Source organism: Paracoccus subflavus (assembly GCF_004310345.1).
Taxonomy (GTDB): Bacteria; Pseudomonadota; Alphaproteobacteria; order Rhodobacterales; family Rhodobacteraceae; genus Paracoccus; species Paracoccus subflavus.
The window spans coordinates 28,417-41,150 of the sequence record NZ_SISK01000012.1 but is presented as its reverse complement, the minus strand read 5'-3'; the positions used below and the strand labels follow the sequence as shown (position 1 = coordinate 41,150).

At 64.0% G+C, this 12,734-nt stretch carries 14 protein-coding genes; 5 read left to right on the top strand and 9 right to left on the bottom strand.

Going from position 1 to position 12,734, the window contains the following annotated elements; translation table 11 throughout:
* The first annotated feature begins 76 nt into the window (after window positions 1-76).
* From EYE42_RS13910 to EYE42_RS16040, 3 genes are all read left to right on the top strand, one after another.
* Complete coding sequence (locus EYE42_RS13910) at window positions 77-1,960, top strand: acyl-CoA synthetase (protein WP_130991923.1); 1,884 nt, start codon at window positions 77-79, stop codon at window positions 1,958-1,960.
* Window positions 1,951-2,262, top strand: a complete 312-nt coding sequence (locus EYE42_RS13905) for an HNH endonuclease family protein (RefSeq protein ID WP_130991922.1) — start codon at window positions 1,951-1,953, stop codon at window positions 2,260-2,262. Before EYE42_RS13910 ends, EYE42_RS13905 begins: the two co-directional genes overlap by 10 nt.
* Window positions 2,263-2,332: 70 nt before the next feature.
* Window positions 2,333-2,473: a hypothetical protein gene (locus tag EYE42_RS16040; protein WP_165455800.1), complete on the top strand. Its 141-nt coding sequence runs from the start codon at window positions 2,333-2,335 to the stop codon at window positions 2,471-2,473.
* A 78-nt stretch (window positions 2,474-2,551) separates the two neighbouring features.
* On the opposite strand, the gene EYE42_RS13900 is transcribed toward EYE42_RS16040, so the two are convergent.
* The 5 genes from EYE42_RS13900 to rimO all read right to left on the bottom strand — a co-directional run bounded on the left by EYE42_RS13900 (window position 2,552) and on the right by rimO (window position 7,893).
* Window positions 2,552-3,238: a hypothetical protein gene (locus tag EYE42_RS13900; RefSeq protein ID WP_130991921.1), complete on the bottom strand. Its 687-nt coding sequence runs from the start codon at window positions 3,236-3,238 to the stop codon at window positions 2,552-2,554.
* 4 nt (window positions 3,239-3,242) lie between these two features.
* A complete protein-coding gene (gene ettA, locus EYE42_RS13895; RefSeq protein WP_130991920.1) occupies window positions 3,243-4,898 on the bottom strand; it encodes an energy-dependent translational throttle protein EttA in 1,656 nt (551 codons plus the stop codon).
* A gap of 58 nt (window positions 4,899-4,956) precedes the next feature.
* Window positions 4,957-5,820, bottom strand: a complete 864-nt coding sequence (locus EYE42_RS13890; RefSeq protein WP_246020809.1) for a sulfotransferase family protein — start codon at window positions 5,818-5,820, stop codon at window positions 4,957-4,959.
* Window positions 5,817-6,464 (bottom strand): MT-A70 family methyltransferase, encoded by a 648-nt coding sequence (locus tag EYE42_RS13885; protein ID WP_130991919.1) that lies wholly within the window; start codon window positions 6,462-6,464, stop codon window positions 5,817-5,819. Before EYE42_RS13885 ends, EYE42_RS13890 begins: the two co-directional genes overlap by 4 nt.
* Before the next feature lie 64 nt (window positions 6,465-6,528).
* The gene (gene rimO, locus EYE42_RS13880; protein ID WP_165455802.1) at window positions 6,529-7,893 is read right to left on the bottom strand and encodes a 30S ribosomal protein S12 methylthiotransferase RimO; all 1,365 of its coding nucleotides are present in this window, start codon (window positions 7,891-7,893) and stop codon (window positions 6,529-6,531) included.
* Between the two features lie 107 nt (window positions 7,894-8,000).
* On the opposite strand from rimO, the gene EYE42_RS13875 reads away from it, so the two are divergent.
* A complete protein-coding gene (locus tag EYE42_RS13875; RefSeq protein ID WP_211657953.1) occupies window positions 8,001-8,525 on the top strand; it encodes a hypothetical protein in 525 nt (174 codons plus the stop codon).
* Here the strand turns inward: EYE42_RS13875 and EYE42_RS13870 are convergent.
* The 4 genes from EYE42_RS13870 to EYE42_RS13855 form a co-directional block, all read right to left on the bottom strand.
* Complete coding sequence (locus EYE42_RS13870; RefSeq protein ID WP_130991955.1) at window positions 8,469-9,230, bottom strand: ABC transporter permease; 762 nt, start codon at window positions 9,228-9,230, stop codon at window positions 8,469-8,471. The genes EYE42_RS13875 and EYE42_RS13870 overlap by 57 nt on opposite strands.
* A gap of 5 nt (window positions 9,231-9,235) precedes the next feature.
* On the bottom strand, window positions 9,236-10,177 hold the full coding sequence (locus tag EYE42_RS13865; protein ID WP_130991918.1) for an ABC transporter ATP-binding protein: 942 nt from the start codon (window positions 10,175-10,177) through the stop codon (window positions 9,236-9,238).
* The gene (locus tag EYE42_RS13860) at window positions 10,177-10,770 is read right to left on the bottom strand and encodes an NADPH-dependent FMN reductase (RefSeq protein WP_130991917.1); all 594 of its coding nucleotides are present in this window, start codon (window positions 10,768-10,770) and stop codon (window positions 10,177-10,179) included. Before EYE42_RS13860 ends, EYE42_RS13865 begins: the two co-directional genes overlap by 1 nt.
* Before the next feature lie 147 nt (window positions 10,771-10,917).
* Window positions 10,918-12,186 (bottom strand): 4-aminobutyrate--2-oxoglutarate transaminase, encoded by a 1,269-nt coding sequence (locus EYE42_RS13855; RefSeq protein ID WP_130991916.1) that lies wholly within the window; start codon window positions 12,184-12,186, stop codon window positions 10,918-10,920.
* A gap of 127 nt (window positions 12,187-12,313) precedes the next feature.
* On the opposite strand from EYE42_RS13855, the gene EYE42_RS13850 reads away from it, so the two are divergent.
* A complete protein-coding gene (locus tag EYE42_RS13850) occupies window positions 12,314-12,730 on the top strand; it encodes an META domain-containing protein (protein WP_165455799.1) in 417 nt (138 codons plus the stop codon).
* The last annotated feature ends 4 nt before the right edge of the window (window positions 12,731-12,734 follow it).

Here is a 12,734-nt window from a genome sequence, read left to right as displayed (position 1 = left end):
CCTTGTTCCGGCTGGCAAAGTCGGACCATTCTTGCGCAACGGGATCAGGAGGGTGGTCCCTTTGGCGGAGGGGATGATGGCACGGTTCAGCAGCCATGAGGATCGCGACACGCTCGAACGGGAAATGCCCTACGAAGCGCGCGGTCTGCCGAAAACGATCTATGAATTCCTGTCGCAAACGGCCGATCGGTTTCCCGACCGGCCTGCGATCAGCTTTCAACTGCTGTCCGGTCCCAAGGATCATGCGACGACGCTGACCTGGGCAGACCTGCGCGAGCGGGTGACCGAAACCGCGAACATGTTGCGCAAGCTGGGCGTGGGTCCGACCGACACCGTTGCCTATCTGCTGCCCAACAGCATCGAAACGCCGGTGGTCCTGCTGGCGGGCGCCACGGCCGGGATCGTCAATCCGATCAACCCCCTGCTGGATTCCGAACAGATCGCCGCCATCCTGCGCGAAACCCGTGCCAAGGTTCTGGTGACGCTGCGTGCATTCCCCAAGACCGATGTCGCCCAGAAAGCGGCCGAGGCCGTGGCCAACGCCCCCGGCGTAACCCATGTGGTCGAGATCGACCTGAACCGCCACCTGCGCGGTCTCAAGCGGTTCATCGTGCCGCTGATCCGTCCCCGCATGAAGGTGCGCCACAAGGCCAAGGTGCTGAACTTCGAGGCCGCGACAAGCGCCGAAAAGCACACCCGCCTGGATTTCGACGATCCGCAGCAGGACCGGATCGCCGCCTATTTCCATACCGGGGGCACCACCGGGATGCCCAAGGTTGCCCAGCACAAGTATTCGGGCATGATCTACAACGGCTGGCTGGGGGGCACGCTGCTGTTCGACGAAACCGACGTGCTGATGTGCCCGCTGCCGATGTTCCACGTCTTTGCGGCCTATCCGGTGCTGATGTCCTGCGTCGCGTCGGGCGCCCATGTGGTCATGCCGACCCCCGCCGGATATCGGGGCGAGGGCGTGTTCGACAACTTCTGGAAACTGATCGAACGCTGGCAGGCGACGTTCCTGATCACCGTGCCGACCGCCATCTCCGCGCTGATGCAGCGTCCGGTGAATGCCGATGTCTCGTCGCTCAAAACCGCGATTTCAGGATCGGCCCCCCTGCCGATCGAACTCTACAACCGCTTCAAGTCGGCAACGGGCGTCGAGATCGCCGAAGGATACGGCCTGACCGAGGCGACCTGCCTGGTCAGTTGCAATCCGGTGGACGGGCTGAAGAAGGTGGGGTCCGTGGGCGTTCCGCTGCCCTACACGCATGTCCGCATCCTCAACCATGACGATGCGGGCAAGGCCCATGAATGCCCGCCCGACGTGGTTGGCGAAATCTGCGTGGCCAACCCCGGCGTGTTTCCGGGATCGACCTATACCGAGGCCGACAAGAACCACCATCTGTTCGCCGAGGACATCTATCTGCGCACGGGCGACCTGGGCCGGCTGGACCCGGACGGCTATCTGTGGATCACGGGCCGCGCCAAGGATCTGATCATCCGCGGCGGCCACAACATCGACCCCGCCGAGATCGAGGAGGCGATGCTGTCCCATCCCGCCGTGGCATTCGCCGGCGCCATCGGCCAGCCCGACAGCTTTGCGGGCGAACTGCCCTGCGTCTATGTCGAACTGGTTGCAGGCGCCAAGACGACCGAGGCGGACCTGCTGGACCACGCGCGCGACCATATCCACGAACGCGCCGCCATTCCCAAGCATGTCGAGATCCTGCCCGAACTGCCCAAGACCGCCGTGGGCAAGATCTTCAAGCCCGACCTGCGCCGCATGGCGATCCGCCGCGTCTATGACGCCGCGCTGGAGGGTACCGGCGCCCATGTGGCCGAGGTGGTCGAGGACAAGAAGCGCGGCCTGGTCGCGCGCCTCGGCCGCGACGGCAAGGTGGACGAGGCCGAGGTGAAAAGGCGCCTGGGCGAATTCACCCGGCCCTGGGAATGGGCCTGACGCCGCCGGGGCCGGTCCTGGGGGATGGCTCCGATCCGGTCTGCCCGCTGTGCCTGCGCCCGATCCCGCCGGGCGTGCCGCAAAGCCGGCACCATCTGGTGCCGAAACTGCGCGGCGGCAAAGGCGGCGAAACCGTGCTGGTCCACCACGTCTGCCACCGCACTATCCACAAGACGCTGAGCGAAACCGAACTGGCGCGGCAATATGCCACAATCGAGGCGCTGCGCGCCCATCCGGCCTTGCGGCGCTTTTTTGACTGGGTGGGCAAGCGCCCGCCGGGCTGGACGGGCAAGGTCCGGTAACGCGGCTGTGTCTTGGGGGATTTGCCGATTCGGGTCAGGCTGCGTCATCCGAAACAGGAAAGGAACGTCCATGAAAAAGCTTGCCCTGACGACCCTGACCGCCTGCCTGCTGGCAGCCCCGGCCCTCGCCGCGCCCGCCACGGCCCCCGAGGCCGCGACCGGCACGACGATCATGGCCCAATGCTCTGGTAAGCCGCCGGTGAATGCCTGAGAAAAAAACGCAACGCCCAATAAAACTAGGGCGTTGCGTGCTTCAGCTTAAACCTTTCCTCAACATCTTGCTTTGCGTTCAAATCTTACTGAGGAATAAATCTCCCTCGAATTGATCTACATATACTGCGCCCTTCAGGTTTCCGCCTCTCGAGTTAAATCTCGGAACAAATGCCTCGATTAAGATGGCTTCAAAAGAATTAAGTAATTGATTTAGTCTCTTTTCGCTTTCATTTAATGAATCTGCGGGATAGCTGAATTTGTATTCGGCATTTGTTTTATCATCAAAGCTGCAATTTCGCAGATTTCTTCTCAGTTTTTCTGAATTATCACTCAGCTCCATAAAGCCAAACCAAGAAAAGTAGCGCCAAGCATTTCTGTATTTACCCTTGGCATGCTCTGCCAGTCTATTCCCTAAAAATCTTCCGCCGGCCTCTGAAGAATTTGAGTTTTGCAGCCCTGCCTGTCCAGAGTATACTGGAATAAGCTGTTCATCGTATAGAACATAGACCCCTTTCTGACGCCAGAAATTTACCCAGAGGTCATTTGTATCAAGGGATTTTGTCCCACGCCCGACCCAACCAGACGGAAGCCCAGGAAGTATCTCCCTATGCCTATACTCCCGCTTTCGATCAAAGACCCATGCGTTTTCATGCCTATCCCAATATTTACGATCCCAATATAGACCATAATATTTCAAATATCCTGCATCTTTAGGCTGGCGAGCTTCGGCATCTACAGAAGGCGATTCATCGACACTATTCATCCTCTCACCGCGCAAACTTCTTATACTTCACCCGCTTCGGCTCGATGCTGTCCGGCCCCAGCCGGCGCATCTTGTCCTGCTCATAGGCCTCGAAGTTGCCTTCGAACCATTCCACATGCGCATCGCCCTCGAAGGCCAGGATATGCGTGCAGAGGCGGTCCAGGAAAAAGCGGTCGTGGCTGATGATGACCGCGCAGCCCGCGAAATCCTCCAGCGCGGCTTCCAGCGCCTGCAGGGTTTCCACGTCCAGGTCGTTGGTCGGTTCGTCCAGCAGCAGCACGTTGCCGCCTGATTTCAGCAGCTTGGCCATGTGCACGCGGTTGCGTTCGCCGCCCGACAACTGGCCCACTTTCTTTTGCTGGTCGCCGCCCTTGAAGTTGAAGGCCGAACAATAGGCGCGGCTGTTCATGGACGCATCGCCCAGCACGATCTGCTCGGCACCGCCGCTGATCTCCTCCCACACGGTTTTCTGGGCATCCAGCGCGTCGCGCGACTGGTCCACATAGGACAGATGCACGGTGTCGCCATAGGCGATTTCGCCGGCGTCGGGCTGTTCCTGGCCGGTCAGCATCCGGAACAGGGTCGATTTGCCCGCCCCGTTCGGGCCGATCACGCCGACGATGCCGCCGGGCGGCAGGGCGAAATCCAGATCCTCGATCAGCAGCTTGTCGCCCATGGCCTTTTTCAGGCCCGCGACCTCGATCACGCGGTTGCCCAGGCGTTCGCCGTTCGGAATGATGATCTGGGCGCGCGCCAGCTTTTCGCGCTCGGACTGGCCGGCCAGCTCGTTATAGGCATTGATCCGGGCCTTTTGCTTGGCCTGTCGTGCCTTGGCGCCGGCGCGAATCCATTCCAGTTCGCGTTCCAGCGTCTTTTGCTTGGACTTGTCCTCGCGCGATTCCTGTTCCAGCCGCTTGGCCTTCTGTTCCAGCCAGGCGGAATAGTTGCCTTCGTAGGGGATGCCGCGGCCGCGATCCAGTTCCAGGATCCAACTGGTGATGTCGTCCAGGAAATAGCGGTCGTGGGTGACGATCAGGATCGTGCCCTTGTATTCGATCAGGTGCTTTTGCAGCCAGGCGATGGTTTCCGCGTCCAGGTGGTTGGTCGGTTCGTCCAGAAGCAGCATGTCCGGCGCCTCGAGCAGCAGCTTGCACAGCGCGACGCGGCGGCGTTCGCCCCCCGACAGGCTGGTCACGTCGGCGTCGTCGGGCGGACAGCGCAGCGCCTCCATCGCGACATCCACCTGGCTGTCCAGGTCCCACAGGTTCTCGGCGTCGATCTCGTCCTGAAGCTGCGCCATCTCCTCGGCCGTTTCGTCGGAATAGTTCATCGCCAGTTCGTTATAGCGGTCCAGCTTGGCCTGCTTGGCCTTGACGCCTTCCATCACGTTGCCGCGTACGTTCAGCGCCGGATCCAGTTCCGGCTCCTGGGGCAGATAGCCGACCGTCGCGCCCTTGGCGGCCCAGGCCTCGCCCGAGAAATCCTTGTCCCAGCCCGCCATCACGCGCAGCAGGCTGGATTTCCCCGAGCCGTTGACGCCCACCACGCCGATCTTGACGCCCGGCAGGAAGTTCAGGCGGATGTTCTCGAAGACCTTCTTGCCGCCGGGATAGGTCTTGGACACGCCGTCCATGTGATACACGAACTGATAGGACGCCATCGGATTCTCCTGCCAAAGCTTTGCGGCTATGTAGGCGAAAGCGGGGCCTTGGAAAAGGTCAGCGCGTTTCCATCGCGAAATCGGCGCCCAGGTGATCACCCAGAAAGGCCAGTTGCGGGGCCATGCGGGCTTCGAGTGCGGCGATGGCCTGTGGCGGAACGGACAAAGGATGGCGCGCGGCAAAGACCTTGTCGGTCAGGTTGGCATAGGGCCAGGGGCCAAGACCCAGATGGGATTCGACCGCATCCATCACCGCCTGCGGATCGCGTGCAATCCGGCCGAAGGGCAGAACCAGAAGATCGGGAAAACGGGCCTGCCAGCGGGGCAGATAGGCGGCATAATCGCCGCGTTCATACAAGACCGGGTTGTCGATTTCCGCCATCCAGTCGGCCAAGGTCGCGGGACGGCGGCCTTCACGGTGCAGGTTCATGCCCAGTTGCGAAAGGGCGCGATCGACCGGGTGGCGGATCAGATAGATGACCCTGACCCCAGGCAGGAAGCCTGCCACATGATCGACGCCTTCGTCCGGCAGGGTCGAATATTCCGGCGTCAGATCCATCGGTATGGCGTCGGGCGGCGCAGGCGCGAAGACGCGTTTGTACCATTGGTTGTGAAACATTTTCCCGCGCGTGACATCGTGCAGATAGGCGTCCAGGCCCGGCGGCACCGGTCGGCCCGCGCGCGCATGACGGTCGCGGATTTCCTGAAATTTCTGGCGATAATGCCAGCCGATCCATCTGCGATGTCCGGGAATGAACAGGTGGTTGAAATACTGCACTTCCTTGAAGGGGGGTATCCAGACCTGCGGGTGCTGGCCCAGCATCTGTGCCAGCCAGCTTGTCCCCGCCTTCTGCGCGCCGATGCACAGCGCGCCAGGCTTGCGGGGCCGGCCTGCCGGGTCCATCGCCACCCCCAGGCTCAACGCAGCCTGACCACGTTGCTTTGGGAATGGTTCGCATAGGTCGGCCAGTCGGGCTGATAGTCCTCGGACTGGTTGCCCCAGACGATCCAGTTCTGGCGCGGGCCACGGGCAAACATTTCCAGCCGCGGGCCCCAGGAACAGGCTTCGATCAGGTCGTACTGCTCGTCCGGCTTGCGGCTGTGCTCGCGTTTCTGGGTGGCGATGATGTTTTCCTGGCTGCGGCCGGGGTCAAGCGTGCGCACGTCCTTGCCGCGCACGCCGAACAGCAGGATCTCGGTCACGTTGCGGAAGTAAAAGCCCACGCCGCGCCGGTCGGGACCGCCGTCCTTGCGGACCTTGTACCAGATCAGGTTGGATTTGTATGTGAAGCCCCAGTGCTCCATGACCTTCAGTCCCTCGGGCAACAGGGCATTTGGCACCCACAGGTACAGATGCGCACGGGCATCGGCGACGGCCTCGACCGGCAGGTCGCAGTTGGCGTCCAGCGTCATGGTCGGATAGCGCGACAGCCGCTTGTGTTCCGGGGCCATCTTGCCGGTGCGGTTCTGGAACTGCCACGGCGGGTCGGCCAGGATGGTGCCGAACCTGACCGCGCCTGCGGTGGCCAGAAGATCGTCAGACGCATTGCTCAACGCGGCCTCCATTCACGTGTTTGGCAACGCCGCACTGTCCGCCACGACGCCATTCGCAAAGGTGGCCGCGCCCCCGTCACAAACGCCCCCACAGGTCGTATTCGCCGGCCTCGTCCACGGTCACCGTCACGATGTCGCCGGGGGTCAGGGCCTCGAAGCCCTCGTCGATGTACAGGTTGCCGTCGATCTCGGGGGCGTCGGCCTTGGTCCGGCAGGTGGCGCCCTGATCGTCCACGCCGTCCACGATCACCTCCAGCCGGGTTCCGACCTTGGCCAGCAGCTTGGCCTCGCTGATCGCCTGGGCCTTTTCCATGAAGCGGTCGAAGCGGTCCTGCTTGACCTCCGGAGGCACGTGATCGGGCAGGTCGTTGGCGCGCGCGCCCTTGACGTTCTCATACTGAAAGGCGCCGACGCGATCCAGTTGCGCCTCGTCCAGCCAGTCCAGCAGGGTCTGGAACTCGGCCTCGGTCTCTCCCGGATAGCCGACGATAAAGGTGGATCGCAGGGTGATCTCGGGGCAGATCGCGCGCCAGGCGGCGATCTCGTCCAGCGTTTTCGCCGCCGCGGCCGGGCGGGCCATGCGCCGCAGGGTGTCGGGATGGGCGTGCTGGAAGGGGATGTCCAGATAGGGCAGGACCAGCCCCTCCGCCATCAGCGGGATCAGGTCGCGCACATGCGGATAGGGATAGACGTAATGCAGCCGCACCCAGGCCCCCAGACTGCCCAGATCGCGCGCCAGGTCGGTGATGTGGGCACGGTGCCCCCGGTCGGTCGCGTGCCGCAGGTCAAGGCCATAGGCACTGGTGTCCTGGCTGATGACCAGCAATTCCCTGACCCCGGCCGCCACCAGCTTCTCGCCCTCCCGGATCACGGCATGGGCCGGGCGGCTGACCAGGCGGCCGCGCATGTCGGGGATGATGCAGAACTTGCACCGGTGGTTGCAGCCTTCGGAAATCTTCAGATAGCTGTAGTGGCGCGGCGTCAGGCTGACGCCCGATGCGGGCAGCAGGTCGATGAACGGATCGGGTTGCGGCGGCACGGCGGCATGGACCGCGTCCAGCACGGCCTCGTATTGATGCGGGCCGGTCACGGCCAGCACCTTGGGATGCGCGCCGGTGATGTAGTCGGGCTCGGCCCCCAGGCAGCCGGTGACCAGAACCTTGCCGTTCTCGCGCAGCGCCTCGCCGATGGCCTCCAGCGATTCCGCCTTGGCGCTGTCCAGAAATCCGCAGGTGTTGACGATCACCGCATCGGCGCCCGCATAGTCGGGGCTGATGGCATAGCCTTCGGCCCGCAAGCGGGTCAGGATGCGTTCGCTGTCCACAAGCGCCTTGGGACAGCCGAGGCTGACCATGCCGATGGTCGGCTGGCCTTCGCGGCGTTCCTCGGGGATGCGGGCGCGGGCCAGGTCGGGGCGCAGATCGGGCGGGTTGGTGTGCATCCGCCGCAGATAGGCGATTCGGCGCCGCGGGAAAAGAGGAACCCACGACCGGGCGATGTCGCCGGAACGTGATTTCACGAATGCCCGCCGATCGTCAGAATGGCGGCATGACCCGATTCCGCCTCATCCTGACGCTTGCTGCCGCGCTTTTGACCCTGGCGCCGGCCCCAAGCCACGCCCGCATCGTCGAGCGCGGTCGCTTTATCGATGTCGAAAACCATCGCGGCGGCAATGTCATCCAGATGGTGCAGTTGCGCGAGCGATTGGCGCGGTCGGGCAAGACGGTGCGCATCCGCGGCTATTGCCGGTCTGCCTGCACGATCCTGACGACCCTGCCCAACGCCTGCCTTGGCGGAAAGGCGCGTATCGGTTTTCATGCCCCCCGCATCCCGAATACCCGCATCATCCCGCCCCTGGTGGACGAGATCATGGGCACCTTTTATCGCGGCGGCATCCGCGACCGCTGGTTCGCCGGCTGGAACCGGTCGCTGGACATGCAGGTGATCAGCGCACAGGAGTATGTGCGGCTGGACCCGCAGACCCGGATCTGCCCCGGACAGGGGCAACGGCAGGGCTCACTCGCGCAGCCGCCATCCGGTCGCGAAGATCCAGCGGATCGCCGCACAGCATAGGGCGATCATCAGCCCCACCGCGACAAGCGACACCCCCACCGGCACGTCGGCAAGCCCGAAGAACGACCAGCGGAACCCGGAAATGAGGTAAAGCACAGGGTTCAGCTTGGCCACGCCTTCCCAGAAAGGGGGCAGCATGTCGGCCGAGTAAAAGGCACCGCCCAGAAACACCAGGGGCGTGATGACCATCATCGGCACGATCTGCAACTGCTCGAAGTTTTTGGCCCACAGCCCGATGATGAAGCCCAGCAGGCTGAAGGCCGTCGCCGTCAGGACCAGAAAGCCCAGCATCCAGACCGGGTGAAGGATGTGAACCCCCACAAAGAAGAAGCTGGTTCCCAGGATCACCAGGGCAATTAGCACGGCCTTGGCGGCAGCGGCGCCGACAAAGCCCAGCGTCACCTCGATCCAGCCCACCGGGGACACCAGGTATTCATAGATCGTGCCGCTGAATTTCGGAAAATAGATCCCGAAGCTGGCGTTGCTGACCGACTGTTGCAGGATCGTCAGCATCATCAGGCCAGGGACGATGAAGGCGCCGTATTCGACCCCCTCGACCGACTGGATGCGCCCGCCGATGGCCGCGCCGAAAACCACGAAATACAGAACCGTGGACACAACCGGCGACAACAGCGACTGGGTAATGGTGCGGAAGAACCGTGTCATCTCGTGGTGAAAGATCGCCCTGACGCCGGGCCAGTTGATGCCGCTCATGCCGTCACCTCTTGCCGGGGTTCGCTGACAAGCGTCATGAACACCTCTTCCAGGCTGGATTGCCGGGTGGACACATCCCGCACCATGATCCCCTGCCCCGCCAGATCGCCCAGAAGACGCGCGATGCCGGTGCGGTCCGCCCGGGTGTCATAATCATAGGTCAGCGACCGGCCGTCCGGCGACAGATGCAGGCCCCGGCCTGCCAGGTCGTCGGGAATCGCCGCCAGAGGCTGGGTCACTTCGATGGTCAGGGTCTTTCTGCCGAATTCGCCCATCAATTCGGACGTTGGCCTGACCAAGAGCAGGCGACCGTGGTTGATGACGCCGATGCGGTCGGCCATTTCCTCGGCCTCTTCCAGGTAATGGGTGGTCAGGATGATGGTCACGCCCTCGCGGCGCAGCCGGTCTACGACCTCCCACATCTCGCGGCGGAGCGCCACGTCCACGCCGGCGGTCGGTTCGTCCAGGAACAGCACCTTGGGACGATGCGCCAAGGCCTTGGCGATCAGCACGCGGCGCTTCATGCCCCCCGACAGTTCGCGCGTGGCCGCGTCGCGCTTGTCCCACAGGGCCAGGCTGCGCAGCACCTGTTCGATATAGGCGTCGTCCGGGCCTTCGCCGTACAGGCCGCGGGTGAAGCGGACGCAGTTCATGACCTTTTCGAACGGTTCCAGCGCGATCTCCTGCGGCACCAGCCCGATCAGCTTGCGCGCGGCGCGCCAGTCGGTGCGGATGTCATGGCCGCCGACGCGGACGGTGCCGCCCGTCGGCACAACCAGCCCGCAGATGACGGAAATCAGCGTGGTCTTGCCCGCGCCGTTCGGACCCAGCAGGGCGATGATCTCGCCCTCCTGGATGTCCAGGGACACATCGCTCAGCGCCTTGGTGCCGCTGCCGTATTGCTTGGACAGGTTTTCGATCTGAATGATCGCAGTCATCAGGTAATCCTTTCCTCGCCCTCGGGATGATAGGGGCGGGCGTGTCGGGCATGGGCCAGGGCCTCGACCCACCAGTCCAGCCGGTGCGCAAAAATCGCCATCGCAGCCTCGGCTGCCGCGGCGTCGTCGGGATCGGTCATATGGCCCATCTCGTCAAACCGCCGCCAGGGCGACGCAAAGCTGACCGTGTCGCGCAAGGTGACGGTGTGCAGTTCCGCCAGGATGATCCGCAGGGCCTCCAGCGCGCGCAATCCCCCCGAGATACCGCCATAGCCCACCAGCCCCACGGGCCGCGCCCACCACTCCCCGACCACGGAATCGATCAGCGTCTTGAGCCAGCCAGGTTCGGCGTGGTTGTATTCCGGCGTCACGATGACGAACCCGTCCAGATTGGCCATCCGCTTGCGCAGACGTTCCACCGCGGCCGTATTGCCTATCTGCACCGGCAGCAGGGCAGGGTCGGCCGGGTCGATCACCCGCGTGGCAAAACCGTGGTATTCCAGTTGGCGGATCGTCCAAAAGGCGACGCGGTCATTGATCCGCCCTTCCCGGATCGACCCCAGGATCACCCCGATGCACCTGCGTTCCGCCATTGCCTGTTCCTTGTGAGTTCATGATGCGGGGGCCACCGGGCCACGGATGTTCCTGCCGGTCGGCAAGGCGAAACCACCGGCCTTCGTGCATGTAATCCCTGCCGGGCGGGCTGCAAGGTCGCGGGCGCCGACTGCGACGGCCTGTCCCTATCCCCGCGCCGCCAGCAGGCTTTCGTCCAGGATGTCCAGCGCCTCCTCGAACACCGCGTCGGGGATGGTCAGCGGCGCCAGAAAGCGGATCACGTTTCCATAAACCCCACAGGTCAGCAGGATCAACCTGCGCTTCAACGCCTCCTCGCGGACGCGATTGGTGAAATCGGGGTTGGGACTGTCGCTGCCGGGCAGGTTGAATTCGACCGCATTCATGAAACCGGGTCCCCGGATATCGGCGATCTGCGGGATCTGGTCGCGCGCGGCGGCCAGGCGCTGCTTCAGCCGCTGGCCCAGACGGGTGGCGCGGTCGCAAAGCCCCTCGTCCTCGATCACGTCCAGAACGGCATGGGCGGCGGCCACGCCCAGCGGGTTGCCCGCATAGGTGCCGCCCAGGCCGCCGGGGTTGGGACTGTCCATCACCTCGGCCCGGCCGGTCACGGCGCTGATCGGCAAACCGCCGCCCAGGCCCTTGGCCATGGCGGTCAGGTCCGGGGCCACGCCGTGATGCTCCATCGCGAACAGCTTGCCGGTGCGGGCGAACCCGGTCTGCACTTCATCCGCGATCAGCAGCATCCCGTGATGGTCGCACAGCGCACGCAGTTCCGCCATGAAGCCCTGCGGCACCTCGTAAAAGCCGCCTTCGCCCTGCACGGGTTCCACGATGATTGCGGCCACGCGGGCGGGTTCCAGATCGGCCTTGAACAGTTGTTGCAGCGCCTTCAGCGCGTCCTCCTTGCTGACACCATGCAGCGGGTTGGGGAACGGCAGGTGCCAGACATCGGGCATCATCGGCCCGAATCCCGCCTTGTAGGGCTGGACCTTGCCGGTCAGGGCCATGCCCATGAAGGTCCGCCCGTGAAATCCGCCGGCAAAGCTGACGACGCCGGGGCGGCCGGTGTAATGGCGGGCGATCTTGATGGCGTTTTCCACCGCTTCGGCCCCGGTGGTTGCAAAGATGGTTTTCTTGTCGAAATCGCCGGGGACCAGCGCATTCAGCCGCTCGGCCAGCGAGACATAGTTTTCATAGGGCACGACCTGATGGCAGGTATGCGTGAACCGGTCCAACTGCGCCTTGACGGCCTCGACCACGCGGGGGTGGCGATGGCCGGTATTCACAACCGCGATGCCCGCCGCAAAGTCGATATAGCGATTTCCGTCCTTGTCCCAGATCTCGGCATTTTCGGCGCGCTCGGCATAGATCTGCGTGGTCATGCCGACGCCCCGGGAAATCGCGGCGTTCTTGCGGTCGGTCATGGTGGTCATGGGGAATCGCTCCTTGGCGGATTTGCGGGATGCTAGCGCAGCCTTCCTGCGGCGAACAGGCCCGCCCTTGCGCCGGGCGCCGCGCCGGCCCATGCTGCGCCAAACGCATCAGGACGGAAGGCCCGCCATGATCCGCACCCTTGCCGCGCTGGCTGCCGCAGCCGCGCTTGCCGCCTGTCAGGATGCAGGCGAACGGTCCGTGGCGATGCTGAAACCGGGCGACCGCTTTGCCGTGATCCGCATCGACGGCGCCCCCGCCCCCGAGGGCGTGACGTTCGAGGTCGGGTCGGGCGGGCGCATCACCGGCCGCGCGCCCTGCAACCGTTACAGCGGGCAACTGACGGAACAGGGCGGCGCCATGACGGCCAGCGGTCTGGTCATCACCCGCATGGCCTGCGCCGATCCCGCGCGCACCCTGGCCGAAACGCGGTTCGTCAACGCCATCGGCGCAGTCACCGCCGCGCGGCGCATGGGCGACGGAACCGCCCTGGTCGATCCGCAGGGCGAGGCGCGTCTTGTCCTGACCCCGATCACGGGGCCATAAGCCG

Excerpts from the sequence above, each read along its gene's own strand:
- EYE42_RS13910 (WP_130991923.1), top strand. The coding sequence starts at position 77 with ATGGCACGGTTCAGCAGCCATGAGGATCGCGACACGCTCGAACGGGAA.
- EYE42_RS13905 (WP_130991922.1), top strand. The coding sequence starts at position 1,951 with ATGGGCCTGACGCCGCCGGGGCCGGTCCTGGGGGATGGCTCCGATCCG.
- EYE42_RS16040 (WP_165455800.1), top strand. The coding sequence starts at position 2,333 with ATGAAAAAGCTTGCCCTGACGACCCTGACCGCCTGCCTGCTGGCAGCC.
- EYE42_RS13900 (WP_130991921.1), bottom strand. The coding sequence starts at position 3,238 with ATGAATAGTGTCGATGAATCGCCTTCTGTAGATGCCGAAGCTCGCCAG.
- ettA (WP_130991920.1), bottom strand. The coding sequence starts at position 4,898 with ATGGCGTCCTATCAGTTCGTGTATCACATGGACGGCGTGTCCAAGACC.
- EYE42_RS13885 (WP_130991919.1), bottom strand. The coding sequence starts at position 6,464 with ATGGAGGCCGCGTTGAGCAATGCGTCTGACGATCTTCTGGCCACCGCA.
- rimO (WP_165455802.1), bottom strand. The coding sequence starts at position 7,893 with ATGCACACCAACCCGCCCGATCTGCGCCCCGACCTGGCCCGCGCCCGC.
- EYE42_RS13875 (WP_211657953.1), top strand. The coding sequence starts at position 8,001 with ATGACCCGATTCCGCCTCATCCTGACGCTTGCTGCCGCGCTTTTGACC.
- EYE42_RS13865 (WP_130991918.1), bottom strand. The coding sequence starts at position 10,177 with ATGACTGCGATCATTCAGATCGAAAACCTGTCCAAGCAATACGGCAGC.
- EYE42_RS13860 (WP_130991917.1), bottom strand. The coding sequence starts at position 10,770 with ATGGCGGAACGCAGGTGCATCGGGGTGATCCTGGGGTCGATCCGGGAA.
- EYE42_RS13855 (WP_130991916.1), bottom strand. The coding sequence starts at position 12,186 with ATGACCACCATGACCGACCGCAAGAACGCCGCGATTTCCCGGGGCGTC.
- EYE42_RS13850 (WP_165455799.1), top strand. The coding sequence starts at position 12,314 with ATGATCCGCACCCTTGCCGCGCTGGCTGCCGCAGCCGCGCTTGCCGCC.